Origin of the sequence: Streptomyces sp. NPDC048734 (assembly GCF_043198675.1) — a bacterium.
Classification (GTDB): Bacteria; Actinomycetota; Actinomycetes; order Streptomycetales; family Streptomycetaceae; genus Streptomyces.
Map to the genome: position 1 here is coordinate 82,755 of NZ_JBICUZ010000013.1, position 18,181 is coordinate 100,935.

Here is an 18,181-nt window from a genome sequence, read left to right on the forward strand (position 1 = left end):
CCTCCGTGACAGAAGTCCGCAAGAGACCGAGGAGGCGCCGGGGGGCGACGCAATCATGGCAGCCATGACTGAACCTGCCGGCGCACCCGACGGACCCGCGGTGATGACCGAGGTATTCGACGCCGTCTACCGCGGGGAGAGCCCGTTCGGCAAGCGCCCGCCATGGGACATCGGGGCGCCCCAACCCGCCTACGTCGCCCTGGAGGAAGCGGGGCTCATCCGCGGCACGGTGCTCGACGCGGGCTGCGGCACCGGTGAGGACGCCCTCCACCTGGCGGGCAAGGGCTACGCGGTGACGGGGCTGGACCTGTCCCCGACGGCGATCTCCCTCGCCCGTGACAAGGCCGCCGCACGCGGACTCGGCGCCGTCTTCGAAGTCGCCGACGCCCTCGACCTCACCGGCTACGAAGGGCGTTTCGACACCGTGATCGACTCCGGCCTCGCCCACACCTTCGAGGGCGACAGGCTGCGCGCCTACGCGGCGGCCCTGCACCGGGCCTGCCGCCCGGGGGCGGTGGCGCACATCCTCTCGATCAGCGACCGGGGATCCGCGGAGATGCAGGCGCGGCTCGCCGAGGCCATCGAGGAGATACCGGCGCCGCCCCCGGACGACGACGAGCCGCCCGCCCTCAAGCGTTCCGCCGACCACTTGCGCGACGGCTTCGCCGGCGGCTGGACGGTCGAGTCGGTTGACGAGGCCCTCATGCGCGGCGTCATCCCCACCACGTCGGAACTCCTCGACGTGCACGCCTGGCTCGGACGTTTCCGCCGCAACTGACCGCGACCACCGAAGACGGCCCCTGAGAAGGTGATCAACGATGAAGGTGCGAGTAGGCAAGTGGCTGCGGACCGTCGCGTCTTCACCGGCCGGGCGTGCGGCCAGACGCGCGTTCCCGCCGGCCGGCACCTCCCCGGCACCTCCGAACTGGGCCGGGGCCGCCCGCACCGCCTACCGGTTCGGCTGCGTCTACGCCGGCCTGTACTGCCTGACCACCCCACAGGTCTATCTGGCCCTGCGCGGGGGCGGAATGGGGCGTCTGCAGGAAGAGGCCGACGCCTGGGCGAAGCTCTGGGCGATACGGCCGGTGCGGAACTGGATGTCCGTCCGGTTCCTCGGCAGGGAGCTGGGTGACCGCTTCGACGGCGGCGACGACGCGCACACCTGGGCGGGGCAGCTCTGCTGGCTCGCGGGCGCCGCCGCGGCCACCCCGGTCTGGTCCGTGCTGGACCGGCACCGGACGGACCACGCGGCGCCGGACAAGTGGTTCCGCCTGGCCGCCCGCTTCTGCCTCGCGGGACAGATGTTCTCCTACGGCGCGGCCAAGGCTGTCCCGCTCCAGTTCCAGCTGCCGCCGTCCAAGCTCGTCGAGCCGCTCGGCGACCTCAGCCCGATGAGCCTGCTGTGGGCGCAGACGGGATCCTCGACGCCGTACCAGATGCTGCTCGGCTGTGCCGAGATCGCGGGCGGGCTGCTGCTCATCGTGCCGCGCACGGCGTCGCTGGGCGCGCTGCTGTCGGCGGCGGAGATGGCCCAGGTGCTCCTGCTCAACATGACCTTCGACGTTCCCGTCAAGGTCCACTCCTTCCAACTGCTCCTGCTCAGCCTGCTTCTGCTGGCCCCGCACACGCCTCGCCTGGCCGGGGCCGTGCTCACGGAGCGCCCGCTCCCCGCGGCCGCCCCCGCGGACCTCTTCCGTTCCCGCCGGGCGAACCGGATCGCCACCGCCCTCCAGGCCGGGGCCGGGCTCTGGCTGCTCGGCGCGCAACTGCGCAACGACTGGACGTTCTGGAAGAACCACGGGGGCGGACGGGAGAAGCCCGAGTTGTACGGCGTCTGGGACGTCACCGACTTCTCCGTCGACGGCGAGCAGCACCCGCCTGTGACGACCGACGGCCGGCGCTGGCGCCGAGTCGTCGTGGACTCCGCCGAGGCCGTGGCCATCCAGCACATGGACGACTCGCTCGACCCCTGCATGGCGGCGATCGACATGAACGCCCGTTCGGTCGCCCTGACCAAGATGGCCGACCCGAAGTGGCAGGTGACGTTCGCCTTCGAGCGCCCGGCCGACGATCACCTGATCCTGGAGGGCGAGGCCGACGGCTGCTACCTCCGACTGCACCTGCTCCGCCGCGACCTCGGCACCTTCCCGCTGGTCAGCCGTGGCTTCCACTGGGTGCAGGAGAACTCGTCCCTGCGGTAGCGGACCTGTCGGCCGAGCGGCACTCGCGGGGCGGTGGCCACGCCGTCCACGGAAGGAGAACAACGGATGAGCGTGGACGTGGAGACGCTGGCCGCCGAGGTACGAGGCCCCGTCCTCCTGCCCGGCAGCCGGGAGTACGACGAGGAACGGACCGGTTTCCAGGCCGGCTTTCGGCACCGCCCCGCCGTCGTCGTCGGCGCCACCCGCCCCGAGGACGTGCGCGCCGCGGTCCGCTTCGCCGCCGAGCGGAGGCTGCCCGTCGCCGTGCAGTCCACCGGACACGGCATCGTCACCGCCCTGGACGGCGAGGGCGTTCTCATCACCACCCGCCGGATGAAGGCCGTCGTGCTGGACGCGGAGGCCAAAACCGTCACAGTCCAGGCCGGCGTGCTGTGGAGAGAGGTCATCGAGCAGGCCGCCCCGCACGGTCTGGCCCCCGTCAACGGCTCGGCTCCGCACATCGGCGTCGTCGGCTACCTCCTCGGCGGCGGTGTCGGCCTGCTCGGCCGCCGGACCGGTTACGCCAGCGACTACGTCCGCGCCTTCGACATCGTCACCGCGGACGGCGCGCTGCGCCACGTCACGGCCGGCTCCGACCCCGACCTGTTCTGGGCGCTGCGCGGTGGCGGCGGCAACTTCGGCGCCGTCACCGCCGTCGAAACCGCCCTCGTGCCGGTGACGCGGCTCTACGGCGGCAGCCTCCACTTCACCGCGGACCGCCCCGTCGACCTGCTGCACGCCTACCGGGCATGGACCCTGACACTGCCCGAGGAACTCACCTCCTCGATCTGCCTCATGACCTGCCCGCCGTGGCCGTCCGTCCCCGAGCCCCTGCGCGGACGCTATGCCGCACACGTGCGGATCGCCTTCACGGGCTCCGCCGAGGAGGGCGAACGGCTCGTGGCGCCCCTGCGGGAGCTCGGCCCGCGGCTGGTCGACACCGTCCGGGAGATGCCGTACACGCAGGTCGGCACGATCTACCAGGACCCGCACGTCCCGCACTCCTACTTCGGCGGGAACGTCCAGCTGCGCGAACTCGATCCCACGGCCCTGCGGACCGTCGTAGAAGTGGCCGGGCCCGATGCGACCGTGCCCTGCATCGTCGAGATCCGTCACCTCGGCGGGGCCTTCGCCCGTCGGCCCCCCGACCCGGGCGCGGTCGGCGGCCGGGACGCCGCGTACATGCTGCGCGTGATGACCAGCGGTGCCGCCGCGCCGTCCACCGCGGCCCGGCCGGTCCATCAGCGCGTCTACGACGCCCTGAAACCCTGGACCGTCGGCCGCAGCCTCAACTCCGTCTACAACGACGGCGCCCCGGTCTCCCAGGAGCAGGTGCGGGAACTCTTCGCGGCCGAGGACTTCGAGCGGCTGCGACGCGTGAAGACGCTGCACGACCCGCACAACCTGTTCCGGTGCACCCATAACATCCGGCCGGAAGAAAGCGATTGACTGAGCTTTCTCGCTTGCATGCGGGCACCGTGCCGCCCGTCGGGGCCGTGCTCCCGCTGAACAGCTTTGCCGTGATGATCGTTGTCGGCGTGGTCCTCGGGTTCACGTTCGTCACCCATGTGTTGCCCGGCGAAGGGCTGGACAGGCGTTGTGCACTGTCGGCCCCGAGGGGCTCATGGAGCGTTGCCCGCTTCCTTCGTCGCAGGCGCGCCCGGCAACCGAACGCGGGAACACGTTACGGGGCAAAGGGGTCAGGCCGCGGTGGCCTCGGCGAACCGGTCGAGGATCCGCCGGGCCGCGTCGGGCCCGGCGCCTGCGCCCCAGCCGGTGCCGAAGTTCGCGGTGCCGGGCGCGTACGCGGAGACGCGCAGTCCGGTCCGGTGGCCGAAGGTCGTGTAGCGCATGAGACGTCCTCGCACGAGGGGTGGAAGGCGGTCGCGCCGGGGTGGAGGGGTGAGTGTCAGCCCGCGTTCGGCCGGGGTGCCGCGGAAAGGCTCTGCTTGACGTACCGGCTGGTCTCGTCGGCGAGGATCTCGGGCAGGCCGGTCTCGATGCCGTCCAGGGCCCGGGCCGCGACGTCGGCGGCGGCGACCTTCTGGTCGGCGGGCACGCCGGCGGCCATGTCGGTGTCCATGTAGCCGACGTGCAGCGCCGAGACGGTGATCCCGCGCGGTGCCAGCTCCTCACGGGTGGCGTCGCTCAGCGCCCAGGCGGCGGCCTTGGACGCGGCGTAGGAGCCGAGTCCCGCCGGGTGGAACCAGGACAGGGCGGACAGGACGTTGAGCACGGCGCCGCCGCCGTTGCCCTCGATCACGGGGGCGAAGGCGCGGGTCGCGGCGAGCGGGCCGAAGAAGTTGGTCTCCATCTCCCGGCGCACCTCGGCCACGTCGCCTCCCATCAGCGTCGCGCCGGTGGAGATGCCCGCGTTGTTGACCAGCAGTGTCGCGTCGGACGCCACGCGCGCGGCCTCCCGGATCGACGCCTCGTCCGTGACGTCCAGCCGCAGCGGGACGACGCCCGGCACGTCGACCGCGCTCGTGGGCGACGAGGTATCCGCGGCCGGGCGGAGGCGGAGGCGGAGGCGGGGGCGGAGGCGGGACGCGGGCGTCCGGTCTCGGCCGGGGCACCCGGCGGGTTCTCCAACGGTGTCAGGGACCTGTCCCCCGGGACCGTCTCTCCCCCCGGGACCGTCTCTCCCCCCGGGACTGTCCCGCCGGCGGGACAGGGGGAGTCCGGCAGCGGCTCGCCGCGTCCCCGCACCGGAGTTGTCTTGACCGGCTGATCCGCCGTCCGTGAATGTGGAGGCGATTCAGCGATTCAGCGGTTCAGCGATGCCAGAGGCGCAGGGGAACGAGGGGGAAACGGCGTGGGACACACCGGCACGGACACGGACGTGGTCATCGCTGGCGCCGGGCCGACGGGTTTGATGCTCGCCTGCGAGCTGCGGTTGGCGGGCGTCGACGTGGCGGTGGTCGAGCGGCTCGCGGAGCGGACGGGCGAGTCGCGGGCCGGCGGGATGCACTCCCGCACCCTGGAGGTGCTGGACCAGCGCGGAGTCCTGGACCGCTTCCTCGCGGCCGGCGAACTGCAGCCGGTGGGCCACTTCTCCGGCCTCTATCTGGACTTCGACGAGTCCGAGTCCAGGCATCCCTACCCGCTGATGATCCTGCAGTCCGCCATCGAGCGGCTGCTGGAGGAGTGGGCCGCCGAGCTCGGCGTGCGGGTGCGCAGGTCGTCCGAGGTCAGCGGGATCCGCCAGGACGAGGCCGGCGTGACGGTGGAGCTGGGTACGACGGGGGCGGCACCCGCGACGCTGCGCGCCCGCTACCTCGTGGGCTGCGACGGCGGGCGCAGCACGGTGCGCAAGCTGGCGGGCATCGACTTCCCCGGCACCCCGGCGACGATGACCGCGCTGATCGGCGACGTCGAACTCCCCGGTCTGCCCGAGGACTACGTCTGGGTACGGCGCTTCCCGGGCGGCGACTTCTCGGCGATCGCCTTCGAGCCGGGCTGGTACCGGGTGATCACATCCGAGTACGACCGCGTCGCGGACCGCGACGAACCCCCCACGTTCGAGCAGCTCCGGGAGTCGCTGATCAGACTCGCGGGCACGGACTACGGCATGCGCAGCCCGCGGTGGGTCTCCCGGTTCGGCGACGCCGCACGGCAGGCCGCCCGGTACCGGGAGGGCCGGGTGCTGCTCGCGGGCGACGCGGCGCACATCCACTTCCCGGCCGGCGGGCAAGGGCTGAACATGGGGGTGCAGGACGCGGTCAACCTCGGCTGGAAGCTCGCCTCGGTGGTGCGCGGCCGGGCACCGGAGAGCCTGCTGGACAGCTACCACGCCGAGCGCCACCCCGTCGCGGAGCGCGTCCTTCACAACACCCGGGCGCAGGCGGCCCTGGCCCGCCCCGGCGCCCAGACGGACGCGCTGCGCGACGTGTTCGGCTCGCTCATCGTGTTCGACGACGTCAACCGGTACCTGCGCGGCATGCTCACCGCGCTGGACATCCGGTACCCGGTCGACGGCCGCCATCCGCTGGCGGGCCGCCGCGTCCCCGACGCCGACCTCAAGACGCCCGGGGGCGCCACCCGCGTCTACGAACTGCTGCACGCCGCCCGCCCCGTGCTGCTCGACCTGTGCGGCAGCGCCGAGGTGGCGGCGGCCGCCGAGGGCTGGGCCGACCGCGTCGACCTCGTCGAGGCGCGGAGCGAGGACGACCACTGGTCCGTCCCGGCCGTCGGCGAGATCCCCGCTCCCGCCGCGCTCCTCATCCGCCCCGACGGCCACGTCGCCTGGGTGGCCGCCGCCGGCGCACCCGACACCTCCGCGCTCCGGGCCGCCCTCGCCACCTGGTTCGGCCCGGCCCCGCAGGGGTGACACACCGCCCGGAACGACGCGCGGCCGGCGCCGGCGAATCGGCCCCCTCCCGCCCCGTCCCCTCCCGGCCCGGCCCGTCATCCCTCAGATCCTGTCTCCGGACGCCCCTCCCGCGAAGCGGTGAGTGACGCTCTCTCTGCCGGGGCCGGGGCCGGGGCCGGTGGGTCGGGCTGAGGCCGGGAAGCCCGTCCCGAACGCCGCCGCCACACCTCAGGGCCGCGGTCCGGGGTGCGACGCCCCGGTCCGGTCCCCGCCCCGGCGGGGACCGCCCCCGGGCGCGATCCTCGGCGCGCCCCTGGCAGGCTCCCTCGGCCCGCGCGCCCCGTGGCGTCGGTGCCCGGTGCCCGGGTCCCGCGCGCACCCGGGCGTACCGCTCGACCACTCCGTCGTCGTCCGCGGCCCTGCCGCACGAGCGCCCCGCACCCGGACCCGGGGACCCACGCTGCCGCCGACGGACCGCACGACGCACGAGTACGGCACGCATCCGACCGGACACGACCCCCAGGAGTACGGAATGACGATACGGACGATACGGAAGAGCTCGAAAACCGGCGCGGTCGGTCTGGCGGCGGTCGCGATGGCGGCCACCGCCTTCACGGCTCCCGCCCAGGCGCCGCGGGACACCGCTCCCGCGGCGGCCGGCCACCGGGCGACGCAGCACGCGATGGACGCGGCCGTGAAGGCCGGTGTCCCCGGCATCACCGCCCAGGCACGGGACGCCGACGGGGTCTGGAAGGCGGCGTCGGGCGTGGGCGACCTGGAGACGGGTGCGCCGCGCGGCAAGAACGACCGGTTCCGCGTCGGCGGCATCACCGACACGTTCGTGGCGGTCGTCCTCCTCCAGATGGAGGCGGAGAAGAGTCTCGACCTCGACGACACCGTGGAGCACCACCTGCCCGGCCTGGTGAAGGGCAACGGCAACGACGGCCGCGAGATCACCGTCCGGCAGCTCCTCAACCACACCAGCGGCCTGTTCGACTACCTCGCCGACCAGGAGTACGCCGAGACGTACCTGATGGGCGACGGCTACCTCCGGCACCGGTACGACACCCTGACGCCCGGGAAGCGCGTGCGGGCGGCCCTGTCCCACGCGCCGCTGTTCGAGCCCGGTGCCAGGCACGCGTTCTCCAGCACCAACGACCTCCTGGCCGCGCTGATCGTCGAGAGGGCCGGCGGCAGGTCGTACGAGGACGAGGTGCGCGACCGCATCATCGAACCCCTGCGGCTCAAGGCGACGTCCCACCCCGGCACCGGCGTCCACCTGCCCCGGCCGAGCAGCCGCGGCTACTCCAGGCTGTTCCGGTCGGCACCGGAGCGGATCGACGACGTCACCGAGGTGAACGGATCACAGGGCTGGGGCAACGGCGACATCATCTCCAGCGCGGACGACCTGAACCGGTTCTACGGGGCCCTGATGCGCGGGAGACTGCTGCCGCCGCAGCAGCTGAAGGAGATGAAGACGACCGTCGACAACCCCGACTTCCCGGGCTCGTCCTACGGGCTCGGCATCGAGAGGTACCGGCTGAGCTGCGGCACCACCCTGTGGTACCACGACGGGGGCACGGTGGGCTGGATCTCCCTCGCCGCCACCACCGAGGACGGCCGCCACCAGCTCACCTTCAACTACAACAGCAACTGGGGGGCGGAGACCATCCTCACCGTCCTGAACGCCGAGTACTGCGACACGCCTTCCCGCTGACGCCGGGGCGGGCCGCCCGCTCCCGGACCGGCTCGCCCCTCCGGCTCCCCAACCGCTCGGCCCCGGTGTCCACGCGGACACCGGGGCCGGTTCCTGTCACCCGTACGGGCCGGTCAGAGCGGGTTCACGCGGTACATCGGGAAGTACGACCCGATCCTGCCGTTCGCGTAGTCGTCGGCCAGCTCGGGCACCCGGTCGAAGTCGTAGATCACGTCCGACCCCTTCGGCGCCATCCAGCCCTCGGCCTCCTGGAAGTCCCGGATGCCCGGTGAGTCCTGCAGCCGCCACACGTGCGTGTTCACGTGGATGTGCCGGCTGATGCACTCGGCCCCCCGCAGGTGCGACAGGCGCATCCCCGCCTTCCAGCCGCACGTGGTGACGACCCCCTCGCGGGCCAGGGCCCTCAGGGTGACGTCGTACAGGGGCTCGCCGATGTTGTCCACGAAGACCGCGACCCCGTGGCCGTCGCTGAGTTCACTGACGACGTCCAGGAACTCCCCGACCGACGTCCGGCGCCGCTGGTGCCGGTCCCGGTCCGTCCGTTCCTCCCGGGTGGGCAGCGAGAGGGCGGGGAACCGGCGGCGGTCCACCGCGGTGATGCCGTTCTCCCGCAGGAAGGCGACACGCTCGTCCGAGCCCGCCGTCATCGCCACCCGGAAGCCGGCCCGCTTGGCGAGCATCAGCTCGGCGAAGGCCACACCGCCTCCCCACCCGAACACCAGGTGGTTCGCCGGATCGTCGTCGGCGACCTGTGTCCGCCAGCACCCGTACGCCTTGCGCCAGTTGTCCCAGGCGGTGAAGTACCGCCCGTACGTGGCCCACTGGGGCAGCGAGTACGCCGTGCCGTCCGGGATCGGCAGCAGCAGCCGTGCGTCCATCTTCGACCGCTCGGTCAGCAGGCCGATGGTGTGGGGGGCGTCGTAGGCGTAGGCGAGTTCGGCGTAGCCGAAGCGGTCGAGCCTGCCGAACGGCAGGAGCAGGCACAGGTCCCCCTCCCGGGCCCGGACGTCCCGGCCCCCCGCGTTCACCTTGAGCACGCGCACCACGCCCAGGTTGCCGAGGACCACCGCGTCCTCGCCGCGGCTGCTGCACACGTCGATCGGTGAACGGGCCAGCGCGTGGTCGACGTTGGCCTCCCAGGAGCCGAGGATCGGCTCCACCAGCGCCTCCCCCTCGTCCAGCGGGCCGAAGGCGAACCGGCCGCGTCGCAGCGCGCCGCCGGGTCCGCCGTCCTGTGGGCCGGCCACCGCACCGGAGTGCAGGACCCAGGCTTGTGGTGAGTAGATGACAACCTCCTGTGATCGAGTACGTTCCCGGGTTCCCGGGGTCCCGGCGCGGTCAGGGGGCCGTGACGGCCGGCAGCCGGTAGTCCACCGAGACACCGCCCCACGCCTCACCGGCGCCGTAGGCCACGGCCCCGAGCCGGCCCGCGGCGGGCAGGGAGCCGGCGTCCAGCTCCTCGGCGAACGCCAGCGGGATCGAGGCGGACGACGTGTTCCCGGAGTTCTCGATCCGGTTCACGAAGGGCACGCCGAGATGGGCGGTGAAGCCGCGGACCTGTTCCAGGATGCGGCCGTTCGCCTGGTGGCCGACCAGGACGGTCGGCGCGGGGCCGTGGTCGAAGAGGTACTGCGCCGACTCCGACATCCGGCGCACGGCGCGGTCGTACACCTGCATCCCGTCGAGGTGGATGCCGCCCGCGCCGGTCTCCCGCATGAGCGCCTCCTGGGCGCCGTCGCAGCCGGCGACCTGGCGGAAGCCCGCGAACTCCGCGCGGTCCTCCAGCAGGACGGCCGCGGAGCCGTCGGCGAAGATGCACGCCGTCTGCCGGTCCCCGTGGTCGACCAGCCGGGACATGGCCTCCACCGAGCACACCAGGACCGACCGCGCCTGTCCCGCGTCGCAGAGCGAGAGCCCGGTGACCAGCCCGTACACGAAGCCGCAGCAGGCCGCGTTCATGTCGAAGGCCAGCACCGAGGGCCCCAGCCCGAGGAGTTGTGCCACCTTCTGCGCGACACCCGGGACGCGCTGCCGCACCGAGGTGCTGACGACGACCAGGGCACCGATCGAGGAGGTGTCGTCCAGCCTGGTCACGATCGGCGCGCAGGCCTCCGCCGCCACCTCCGCCAGCGGGGTCTCCTCCGGCAGCCAGGAGCGGGCCGCGATGCCGCTGCGGCGCCGGATCCACTCGTCCGTGAGACCGATCGACGCGAAGTGGTCGTTGCCTATCGTCCGGCCCGGCTTCGCGGTGGAGACGTCGACGATGCCCGCGCTCATCCCCGGCTCGCCAGCTTCACGAAATAGGTGCTGAAGTCGTCCAGGAAGGCGAAGCCCGCGGTCTCCCTCAGGTCGCCCTTGACCTGGAGCTCGGCCTCCAGCTGCTGGTGCAGCTCGACCAGGTCGAGGGAGTCGAGGTCGAGGTCGGCGACCGGCCGGGTGAGGTCGTCGGGACCCAACGACGGTTCGCGCTCGCGCAGTTTGGCCAGCATGACGTCCGCGATACGGCTTTCGATGTCGCTCATGTTCCTTCTCCGTCCAAGTGACTGGATCTCTGGGGCTCGGGACAGTCCTTCAGTCGGCCGTCAACCGGTACAGCACCTCACCGGACCTGAGGATCGTGCCGGCCGTCGCGGAGTGGGCCGTGACCCGTCCGCCGCGCTCCGCCACGATCTCCGTGCTGGCCTTGTCGGTCTCCACGACCGCGATGACGTCTCCCCGCTCGACCCGGTCGCCTACACCGGCGACCCACTCGACCAGCAGGGCCTCACCGAGGCCGTGCCCGAAGCCGGGAACGCGCATGTCCACGGAGGATTCGCTCACTTCGTCATCACCAGCACCTCGTCCTTGATCTCCTGCACACCGATCAGGTAGTCCTTCTCGGAGTCCGCCGGGGGATAGGCGCGGCGGTCGGGCGCCAGCCGACGTACCGGGGCCCGCAGCGCGTCGAAGCCGTGCTCGGCCACCGACGCGGCGATCTCGGCACCGATGCCGACGTCCTTCGACCCCTCGTGCACGATCAGCAGCCGCCCGGTGCGGGCGACGGACTCCAGGACCGTGTCCATGTCGAGGGGGGCCACCCAGCGCAGGTCCACCACCTCGGCGTCGACCTCGGGGGCGAGCGCGTGCGCCGCTTCCAGCACCTCGTGGGTCACCGCGCCGAACGTGGCGATCGTCAGGTCCGTGCCACGCCGCACGACCCGGGCCGCGGTCGGCGACCTCGCCGGCTCAGGGTCCCGGACGGGCGTGCTGCGCCGCCAGTACAGGCGGATCGGCTCGTACACCACCACGGGCGAACCGAGCGTCACCGCGTACCGCAGGATCTGGTCGGCGTCCTCGCCCGTGGAGGGACACGCCACCGAGATCCCCGGGACCCGGGCGAAGAGCGCCTCGTTGGACTCGCTGTGGTGCTCGACGCCCCGGACCCCGCCGCCGGTGGGGATCCGCACCACCAGGCTCGGACTCACCTGCCCGTTCCACCGGTCGCCGATCCGGGCCGCCTGGGTCACCAGCTGGTTCACCGCGGGATAGGTGAACCCGTCGAACTGGATCTCGCAGACCGGCACCAGCCCGCTCATCGTCATGCCGACGGCCTGGCCGACGATGGTGGACTCGGCCAGCAGCGAGTCGCGCACCCGGTCTTCGCCGAAGCGTTCCCGCAGACCCCGGGTCACCCGGAACACGCCTCCCAGGCGTCCGATGTCCTCGCCGAGCAGCAGCAGCTTCTCGTTCTGTTCGAGCAGCTCGGCGAGGGTCGCGTTGATCGACTCCGCCAGGCCGGCGGACCGCACGGTGCTCATCACGCGTACTCCTTCATCAACCGCTCGCGCAGCTCCCGCACTTCCGTGTCGACGGCGTCGAACCACGCGGTGTCCACCAGGCCCAGGCCGCTCAGCCGGGCCGCGTAGGCGGTCACCGGGTCCGCGGCCCTGGCCCGTGCGATGTCGTCGTGGTCGCGGTACACCTCCTGGGCGTCGGAGGTCGAGTGACCGTGGATGCGACTCACCTGGATCTCGACGAGATGGGGCGCCCGCTTCCCGCGGACGTGGGCGGCGGCCCGGGAACAGGCCGAGAAGACGGCCTCCGGGTCCTGCCCCGGGATCCGGACGGACTCGATCCCGAAACCCCGGGCGCGCTCGGCCAGCGAGGTGCGCATCTGCTCCCCGGCCGGTTTCGAGATGGCCCAGCCGTTGTTCTGGCAGACGAACAGCACGGACGCGGACTCGACGGCGGCGAGGTTCATCGCCTCCGACATGTCGCCCTCGCTGGTGGCGCCGTCGCCTATGTACACGACGACGAAGTCCTCCAGCCCCTGCAGCCGCTGCCCGATCGAGTAGCCGACGCCGTGCAGTGTCTGTGCGGCCAGGACCAGGGTGTAGGGGAAGAACCGCAGCCGGCGCGGGTCCCATCCGCAGAACGTGCGGCCGGCCCACTGCGCGACCAGCTCCTGCGGTGTCACGCCGCGCAGGAGGGCGACCGCGTGCTCACGGTAACTGGGAAAGACGGTCGGGGCCGGACCCACGGCGAGCGCGGAGCCCACCTGCGCGGCCTCCTGCCCCTGGCAGGACAGCCAGAGGTCGAGCGCACCCTGCTTCTGGAGCTGACGGGCCTCCTCGTCGACGCCTCTCGCCACCAGCATGTGGCGCAACAGCGACCGTCGTGTGTCGTCGTCCGGATCCGTCGCGTACTCAGGTTCTGACTTCGAGTCCATTGATCACCAGTCGTGGGTTCGTCGATGAGCTTTCTGTCGTCGTGCCGCACGGAACCCCCGAGGACCCTTCTGCCGAAGGGGAGCCGTACGCCGGCGGCCGCACGTGGGAACACGGGCGGGAGAGGGCGCCGGTGTTCACGCGCGGACGGTCGCGGACCGCTAGGGCGTGTTTCGAAAGTCCCGTCTGCCCTTCGGGCGGACGACGCCACTTTCGAAACACGCCCTAGCCGGCGGGCGGTGCCGCCGCGCACCCGTCCGGCACGTCCGCCCGGACCGGTTCGCCGGGCGAAGCACCCGCGAGCACGGCTTCGTCCCATGCGTCCATCAGGAATTCCTTTGCCCTCGTTGTGGCGTCGGCGCGGTCGCGCAGGTCCGTGATCGACTGCGCGCTCTCGATCGCCATCGGCGGGAGGAGATGGGCCGATCCCGAATTCGAGCAGGCCCGTCCACGGGCCACGGTGCGGTCATCGTGGCACAGGACCCCAGTGGGGTACAGGTGCGGCCGGACGAACGGCCGGCGGAACGGGCGGCGGACCTGCCGCCCTTGTGGCGCCGGTGGTCGGGTCCTAGCGTGGCGTCAGCATTCCGGGGTGGCTGCGGACGACGGGTGTCCTGTCGACAGGACGGCGCCGAACGGCGAACCCGTGCCCGGCCCGGCGATGTGCAATTCCGAATGGCCCCGTGACGGTCAGGGGTCGCCCAGACCTCGGCGAATTGCCATCCTGAATCGCCCCGTGACGAACAGGGGCCGTTCGGTCCTGGTGTTTTCCCCTTCCGATTTACGTCGTGACGATTAAGGACGGTGCCCGTGAGCACGAACCCCTTCGATGACCAGGACGGCCGTTTCCTCGTCGTGATCAACGACGAGGAGCAGCACTCCCTGTGGCCGGTGTTCGCCGAGGTGCCCGCGGGCTGGCGGGTGGTCTTCGGCGAGGCGGCCAGGGCCGAGTGCCTGGAGTACGTCGAGCGCAACTGGACCGACATGCGTCCGAGGAGCCTGCGGGAGGCCATGGCGGCGGACTGAACGCCGGTCGGATCCACCGGGGGGAGTGGAACACGATGTCCGTACCTCGCATGTGCCGGGAGCCCGCCGACGGGCCCACGGACCCGGCCGGGACGACGCCGCTCGGTCGAACGCCCGGCGTACGTCCGGACGAACACTTCGGCGCCTGGATGAACTCGGGGAGCGTCCTGTGAGAACTGCGAGCAGTCACGAGGCGCGGCCGGTGGCCACCGGTGGTGAGCCCGCGCAGCGCGATGCGGTTCTGCCCTTCGTCGGGAACCAGGCAAGGATGCAGAAGTCGGGGATGATCTTCCCGCGGAACCTGTCGGAGCGGTCCTGGGAGCGGATCGGGGCCAGCCTGCGCGAGCTCACGAACTCCTCGGCGTGGTGGCTCGCCGACTGGCTGATCTTCGGGGAGGCCGCCTACGGGCTGCGGCGCTACCGGGAGGCGATCGAGCGGACCGGGCTCGACTACCAGACCCTGCGCAACTACGCCTGGGTGGCCCGGCGGTTCGAGCACCACCGCAGGCGGGACAGCCTCAGCTTCGCCCACCACGCCGAGGTGACCCGCTTGTCGCCGCCGGAGCAGGACTACTGGCTGCGCAGAGCCGAACAGCAGAAGTGGTCGCGCAACGAACTCCGCAGGGCGGTTCGCGCCGGCCTGGCCGAGCAGCACCACCGGACCGACGTCCCCCCGGGCGGCGGCGACGAGAAGCAGGAAGTACCCCGGCCGGCCGAGTCGGCGGGAGCCGACAAGCACCCGCGGAAGGTCACCACGCTCACCATCGAACTGTCCGTCGGCCAGCTGGACCACTACGCGGAGGTGGCCGCCGCGCACGGGCTGCCCGTCGACAAGTGGGTGGCCCAGGTGCTCGAAGCAGCCGAACGGCGCAGCGCCTAGCAGCGAGCAGTGCACAGGGGCGTACCGCCCGGAGGCGTCCGCCCGGAGGCACCGGACCGGAGGCGCCGGACCGACCCCCTTCCCCGTGGTGTGCCGACGGCTCGACCGACCGGACACCCGTCACATCGGAGTCAATTGATGATCCTTCAGGGAAAGCGGGTCGCCCTGCCCTCGGCGCCCGTCGTCCACCAGCGGTTCGAGGCGCACGCGGAAGCCACCCCCGACGCCGTCGCCGTCTTCTGCGCCGGACAGCGGGTGACGTACGCGGAACTGAACGCGAGGGCCAACCGGTTCGCGCACTTCCTCCTCGCGCACGGACACGGCCGGGGCGCGAAGGTCGGCATCTGCCTCGACTACTCGATCGACATGGTCGTCGCCGTCCTCGGCACCCTGAAGGCCGGCGCGGCCTACGTACCGTTCGACCCGTCCTACCCGGCGGCGCGGCTGGGGCTGCTGCTGGGGCAGGTACCCGGCCTCACCCTGATCGTGGTCTCCCCGGCGACGGCCCAACTGGTCGAGTCCGCGGCCGTCGACACCGTCGACCTCGAGGAACTGTCCGACCGCCTCGAGGGTCTCCCGGCGACCTGTCCCGACGCCCCGGTCACCGGGGACGACGTGTGCTACGCGGTCTTCACGTCCGGGTCGACCGGTACGCCGAAGGTGACCGCGGTGCGGCACGAGGGCTGGTTCAACCTGCTGAACTGGCTGACGCTCGAGTACGGCCTGCATCCCGGGTCCCACAACCTGGTCGTCAGCGCGTTCGGGTTCGACCTCTCCCAGCGCAGCCTGATGATGCCGTTGTTCTGCGGTGCCACCCAGCACCTGATGGCGAGCCGGAACTTCGACGCCGCGATGGCCTACCGGATGCTGACCCAGCACGGGATACGCGTCGTGAACTGCGCCTCCAGCACGCTGTACCTGCTGGTGGACTGGGAGACCGCGCGTGGCGGCGAGGCGCTCACCCACCTCGACTACGTGCTGTTCGGCGGCGAGCCGCTGCACGTCGAACGGATCGCGCAGTGGGCGCGGCGCGAGGGAAACAACTGCACCCTCCTGCACCAGTACGGCGTCGCCGAGTGCACGGACGTCGCGACGTCGTTCGACCTCGCCGGCCACCGGCCGGGCGAAGACGACATCGCGCCCGTCGGCAGGCCGGCCCACAACACCGACATCCACATCCTCGACGAGCGGATGCGCGGCGTCGGGGTGGGGGAGTCCGGGGAGATCTGCATCTCCGGGACCGGCGTCGGCGCGGGCTACCTCGGCGGCGCCGGGCCCGAGTCCGGACGGTTCACGACGGTCGAGGTCGACGGCGTACCGCGCCGGCTGTACCGCACCGGGGACCGCGGCCACGTGAACGGGGCCGGGGACCTGGTCGTCGCCGGCAGGATGGACGCGCAGGTGAAGGTGCGGGGCATGCGCATCGACCCCACCGACATCGAACGCGCGCTCGGCAGACTGGCCGGGGTCCGGCAGGCCGCCGTCGTGGTCGCCCGCACCGGCTCCGGCGAGGCCGAGCTGATCGCGTTCGTCGTCCCCGCGGGCGACGACCTCGCCGAGAACGACGTGCGCACCCGCCTCCTCGAGACGCTGCCGCGGAACATGGTTCCGGCCCGGTTCCTCAACGTCCCGCGGATTCCGCTGAGTCCGCACGGAAAAGTCGACCGCGCGGCGCTGGCCGACGATTTCCGGAAGCAGTACGCCGGCAGTGGCACCACGGCATGACCGGCGGACCATGAAGGCCGACGAGAGGACTGTGATGATTACCGATAAGGTGCACGCCATCTGGTGTCGTGAACTCCAGCGCGACGACATATCGGTCGACGACAATTTCTTCGCCCTGGGTGGCCAGTCCGTGATCATGGCCAGAATCCAGTGGGCCTTTATCGAGGAACTCGACGTCGAAGTCCCGGTGGACCAGATGTTCCTCAACCCGACCGTGGCGTCGATTTCCGAATACATCGAATCCCTGGGTGCGACAACCCCGTAGCGAAACCGACGTCACGCATCACCTCCGTGCCCGGCAGCGGTTTTTTTGTCCGCTGTGTCGGCAGCGTACTCACCCGCGACGGCATTCTCGGCCGCGGCCGCGTCGGGATCCGAAAACTACCTGGTAAGAGAGGCGCCATGTACGACGTGATTGTCATAGGTGCCCGTTGTGCGGGTTCGCCGACGGCCATGCTGTTCGCGCGGCAGGGTTATCGCGTCCTGCTCCTGGAGAAAGCGCGGTTCCCGCAGGACACGCTGTCCTCCCATTACATCCACCAGCAGGGCGTGGCACTGCTCCAGCGATGGGGGCTGCTCGACGGGCTCCGCGACGCGGGCTGCCGACCGATCACCCGCCAGAGCTACGAGGCGCCCGGTGTCCGCATCGACGGCTTCTCCCTGCCGATCGACGGCCTGCGGACCACGTACGCGCCGAGGCGGTACGTGCTCGACCCGATCCTCGCGGACGGTGCCGTGGCGGCCGGTGTGGAGTTCCGGCAGTCCTGCGCGGTCAGCGATCTGCTGTTCGAGGGCGACCGGGTCGTCGGGGTGCGGTACACGACGCCCGGCGGCGCCGAGGCGACGGACCGGGCGCGCCTCGTCGTCGGCGCGGACGGCATGCGATCGCTGGTGGCCCGCAAGGCCGGCGCGCGGAACGTCATCGAGCACCCGAGGATGACCTGCACCTACTACAGCTACTGGGCCGGTGTCCCCGCGCACTTCGAGCTGTACGAACGGCCGGGGCGCTGGATCGGCGTCATCCCCACCAACGACGACCTCACGCTGCTCATGGCCTACTTCCCGCAGGAGGACTTCTCCGGCGTCCGCAAGGCGGTGGAACCCGCCTATCTCGACGCCTTCCGCGCGACGGCACCCGAGGTGTACGAGCGGATGTCCGCGGGCCGGCGCGTGGAGCAGCTGTACGGCACGGGGCACCAGGAGAACTACTTCCGCAAGGCCTTCGGGCCCGGATGGGTGCTGGTCGGTGACGCGGTGAACCACAAGGACTCCATCACCGCCCGCGGCATCACCGAAGCCTTCGTCCAGGCCCAGACGCTCACCGAGAACATCGGGGAGCGGCTGCACGACGACGCCGCGCTCGAGGCGGCGCTGACGCGCTACGAGGACGAGCTGGGCGACGAGGCCCTCAATCACTACCAGGGCGCGCTCAACGTGGCCGAACTCAAGCCCGAGGGGCGGGTCGAGATGCTGCGGAAACTGGTCGGCCACCAACAGCTGATCGACCGGTACTTCTCGACGCTGTCGGGAGCCTGCTCCATCGACGACTTCTACAACGACGAACTCTTGACCCTGCTCGACCAGAGCTGAGCGACGACTTGCTCCCTGGTTCCG

The 18,181-nt window shown here is 71.6% G+C and carries 18 protein-coding genes and 1 pseudogene; 10 read left to right on the plus strand and 9 right to left on the minus strand.

Annotated elements, in window-relative coordinates; all coding sequences use genetic code 11:
• The first annotated feature begins 64 nt into the window (after window positions 1-64).
• The 3 genes from ACGFQC_RS28650 (at window position 65) to ACGFQC_RS28660 (ending at window position 3,650) form a co-directional block, all read left to right on the plus strand.
• Window positions 65-778 (plus strand): class I SAM-dependent methyltransferase, encoded by a 714-nt coding sequence (locus ACGFQC_RS28650; RefSeq protein WP_363090138.1) that lies wholly within the window; start codon window positions 65-67, stop codon window positions 776-778.
• Between the two features lie 40 nt (window positions 779-818).
• The gene (locus ACGFQC_RS28655; protein ID WP_363090137.1) at window positions 819-2,201 is read left to right on the plus strand and encodes a DoxX family protein; all 1,383 of its coding nucleotides are present in this window, start codon (window positions 819-821) and stop codon (window positions 2,199-2,201) included.
• A 66-nt stretch (window positions 2,202-2,267) separates the two neighbouring features.
• A complete protein-coding gene (locus tag ACGFQC_RS28660) occupies window positions 2,268-3,650 on the plus strand; it encodes an FAD-binding oxidoreductase (RefSeq protein WP_363090136.1) in 1,383 nt (460 codons plus the stop codon).
• 251 nt (window positions 3,651-3,901) lie between these two features.
• Here ACGFQC_RS28660 and ACGFQC_RS28665 read toward each other — a convergent pair whose 3' ends face one another.
• A complete protein-coding gene (locus ACGFQC_RS28665) occupies window positions 3,902-4,054 on the minus strand; it encodes a hypothetical protein (protein WP_363090135.1) in 153 nt (50 codons plus the stop codon).
• A 56-nt stretch (window positions 4,055-4,110) separates the two neighbouring features.
• Window positions 4,111-4,680 (minus strand): annotated as a pseudogene (locus ACGFQC_RS28670) (SDR family oxidoreductase); the annotation flags it as partial.
• A 336-nt stretch (window positions 4,681-5,016) separates the two neighbouring features.
• Between ACGFQC_RS28670 and ACGFQC_RS28675 the strand changes: the two are divergent.
• Both ACGFQC_RS28675 and ACGFQC_RS28680 read left to right on the plus strand, forming a co-directional pair.
• Entirely contained in the window at window positions 5,017-6,531 is a 1,515-nt protein-coding gene (locus tag ACGFQC_RS28675) for an FAD-dependent monooxygenase (RefSeq protein WP_363090134.1), read from the plus strand.
• Between the two features lie 514 nt (window positions 6,532-7,045).
• A complete protein-coding gene (locus ACGFQC_RS28680; RefSeq protein ID WP_363090133.1) occupies window positions 7,046-8,230 on the plus strand; it encodes a serine hydrolase domain-containing protein in 1,185 nt (394 codons plus the stop codon).
• Window positions 8,231-8,343: 113 nt separating this feature from the next.
• On the opposite strand, the gene ACGFQC_RS28685 is transcribed toward ACGFQC_RS28680, so the two are convergent.
• The 7 genes from ACGFQC_RS28685 to ACGFQC_RS28715 all read right to left on the minus strand — a co-directional run bounded on the left by ACGFQC_RS28685 (window position 8,344) and on the right by ACGFQC_RS28715 (window position 13,341).
• Window positions 8,344-9,477, minus strand: coding sequence for a zinc-binding dehydrogenase (locus ACGFQC_RS28685; protein ID WP_363090132.1), 1,134 nt, complete (start codon window positions 9,475-9,477; stop codon window positions 8,344-8,346).
• Window positions 9,478-9,568: 91 nt separating this feature from the next.
• On the minus strand, window positions 9,569-10,507 hold the full coding sequence (locus tag ACGFQC_RS28690) for a 3-oxoacyl-[acyl-carrier-protein] synthase III C-terminal domain-containing protein (protein ID WP_363090131.1): 939 nt from the start codon (window positions 10,505-10,507) through the stop codon (window positions 9,569-9,571).
• Window positions 10,504-10,752 (minus strand): phosphopantetheine-binding protein, encoded by a 249-nt coding sequence (locus tag ACGFQC_RS28695; protein ID WP_363090130.1) that lies wholly within the window; start codon window positions 10,750-10,752, stop codon window positions 10,504-10,506. The genes ACGFQC_RS28690 and ACGFQC_RS28695 overlap by 4 nt, the downstream gene beginning before the upstream one ends.
• A gap of 49 nt (window positions 10,753-10,801) precedes the next feature.
• The gene (locus ACGFQC_RS28700) at window positions 10,802-11,050 is read right to left on the minus strand and encodes a lipoyl domain-containing protein (protein WP_363090129.1); all 249 of its coding nucleotides are present in this window, start codon (window positions 11,048-11,050) and stop codon (window positions 10,802-10,804) included.
• The gene (locus ACGFQC_RS28705; protein ID WP_363090128.1) at window positions 11,047-12,027 is read right to left on the minus strand and encodes a transketolase C-terminal domain-containing protein; all 981 of its coding nucleotides are present in this window, start codon (window positions 12,025-12,027) and stop codon (window positions 11,047-11,049) included. The genes ACGFQC_RS28700 and ACGFQC_RS28705 overlap by 4 nt, the downstream gene beginning before the upstream one ends.
• Window positions 12,027-12,938 (minus strand): thiamine pyrophosphate-dependent enzyme, encoded by a 912-nt coding sequence (locus tag ACGFQC_RS28710; RefSeq protein ID WP_363090127.1) that lies wholly within the window; start codon window positions 12,936-12,938, stop codon window positions 12,027-12,029. Before ACGFQC_RS28710 ends, ACGFQC_RS28705 begins: the two co-directional genes overlap by 1 nt.
• 223 nt (window positions 12,939-13,161) lie before the next feature.
• The gene (locus ACGFQC_RS28715) at window positions 13,162-13,341 is read right to left on the minus strand and encodes a hypothetical protein (protein WP_363090126.1); all 180 of its coding nucleotides are present in this window, start codon (window positions 13,339-13,341) and stop codon (window positions 13,162-13,164) included.
• A 405-nt stretch (window positions 13,342-13,746) separates the two neighbouring features.
• Between ACGFQC_RS28715 and ACGFQC_RS28720 the strand changes: the two genes are divergently transcribed.
• The 5 genes from ACGFQC_RS28720 to ACGFQC_RS28740 all read left to right on the plus strand — a co-directional run bounded on the left by ACGFQC_RS28720 (window position 13,747) and on the right by ACGFQC_RS28740 (window position 18,157).
• A complete protein-coding gene (locus ACGFQC_RS28720; protein WP_363090125.1) occupies window positions 13,747-13,962 on the plus strand; it encodes an MbtH family protein in 216 nt (71 codons plus the stop codon).
• A 283-nt stretch (window positions 13,963-14,245) separates the two neighbouring features.
• Window positions 14,246-14,842, plus strand: coding sequence for an LmbU family transcriptional regulator (locus ACGFQC_RS28725; RefSeq protein ID WP_363090124.1), 597 nt, complete (start codon window positions 14,246-14,248; stop codon window positions 14,840-14,842).
• A 138-nt stretch (window positions 14,843-14,980) separates the two neighbouring features.
• Window positions 14,981-16,567 carry an amino acid adenylation domain-containing protein gene (locus tag ACGFQC_RS28730; RefSeq protein WP_363090123.1) on the plus strand — a complete coding sequence of 529 codons (1,587 nt, stop codon included), beginning with the start codon at window positions 14,981-14,983 and terminating at the stop codon, window positions 16,565-16,567.
• A 10-nt stretch (window positions 16,568-16,577) separates the two neighbouring features.
• Complete coding sequence (locus ACGFQC_RS28735; protein WP_363090122.1) at window positions 16,578-16,832, plus strand: phosphopantetheine-binding protein; 255 nt, start codon at window positions 16,578-16,580, stop codon at window positions 16,830-16,832.
• Between the two features lie 137 nt (window positions 16,833-16,969).
• The gene (locus tag ACGFQC_RS28740; RefSeq protein WP_363090121.1) at window positions 16,970-18,157 is read left to right on the plus strand and encodes an NAD(P)/FAD-dependent oxidoreductase; all 1,188 of its coding nucleotides are present in this window, start codon (window positions 16,970-16,972) and stop codon (window positions 18,155-18,157) included.
• Window positions 18,158-18,181 lie beyond the last annotated feature (24 nt).

What these genes read in the sequence shown, in the direction of transcription:
- ACGFQC_RS28650 (WP_363090138.1), top strand. Translation starts at nt 65, where the DNA reads ATGACTGAACCTGCCGGCGCACCCGACGGACCCGCGGTGATGACCGAG.
- ACGFQC_RS28655 (WP_363090137.1), top strand. Translation starts at nt 819, where the DNA reads ATGAAGGTGCGAGTAGGCAAGTGGCTGCGGACCGTCGCGTCTTCACCG.
- ACGFQC_RS28660 (WP_363090136.1), top strand. Translation starts at nt 2,268, where the DNA reads ATGAGCGTGGACGTGGAGACGCTGGCCGCCGAGGTACGAGGCCCCGTC.
- ACGFQC_RS28665 (WP_363090135.1), bottom strand. Translation starts at nt 4,054, where the DNA reads ATGCGCTACACGACCTTCGGCCACCGGACCGGACTGCGCGTCTCCGCG.
- ACGFQC_RS28680 (WP_363090133.1), top strand. Translation starts at nt 7,046, where the DNA reads ATGACGATACGGACGATACGGAAGAGCTCGAAAACCGGCGCGGTCGGT.
- ACGFQC_RS28690 (WP_363090131.1), bottom strand. Translation starts at nt 10,507, where the DNA reads ATGAGCGCGGGCATCGTCGACGTCTCCACCGCGAAGCCGGGCCGGACG.
- ACGFQC_RS28695 (WP_363090130.1), bottom strand. Translation starts at nt 10,752, where the DNA reads ATGAGCGACATCGAAAGCCGTATCGCGGACGTCATGCTGGCCAAACTG.
- ACGFQC_RS28705 (WP_363090128.1), bottom strand. Translation starts at nt 12,027, where the DNA reads ATGAGCACCGTGCGGTCCGCCGGCCTGGCGGAGTCGATCAACGCGACC.
- ACGFQC_RS28710 (WP_363090127.1), bottom strand. Translation starts at nt 12,938, where the DNA reads ATGGACTCGAAGTCAGAACCTGAGTACGCGACGGATCCGGACGACGAC.
- ACGFQC_RS28715 (WP_363090126.1), bottom strand. Translation starts at nt 13,341, where the DNA reads ATGGCGATCGAGAGCGCGCAGTCGATCACGGACCTGCGCGACCGCGCC.
- ACGFQC_RS28725 (WP_363090124.1), top strand. Translation starts at nt 14,246, where the DNA reads ATGATCTTCCCGCGGAACCTGTCGGAGCGGTCCTGGGAGCGGATCGGG.
- ACGFQC_RS28730 (WP_363090123.1), top strand. Translation starts at nt 14,981, where the DNA reads ATGATCCTTCAGGGAAAGCGGGTCGCCCTGCCCTCGGCGCCCGTCGTC.
- ACGFQC_RS28735 (WP_363090122.1), top strand. Translation starts at nt 16,578, where the DNA reads ATGAAGGCCGACGAGAGGACTGTGATGATTACCGATAAGGTGCACGCC.
- ACGFQC_RS28740 (WP_363090121.1), top strand. Translation starts at nt 16,970, where the DNA reads ATGTACGACGTGATTGTCATAGGTGCCCGTTGTGCGGGTTCGCCGACG.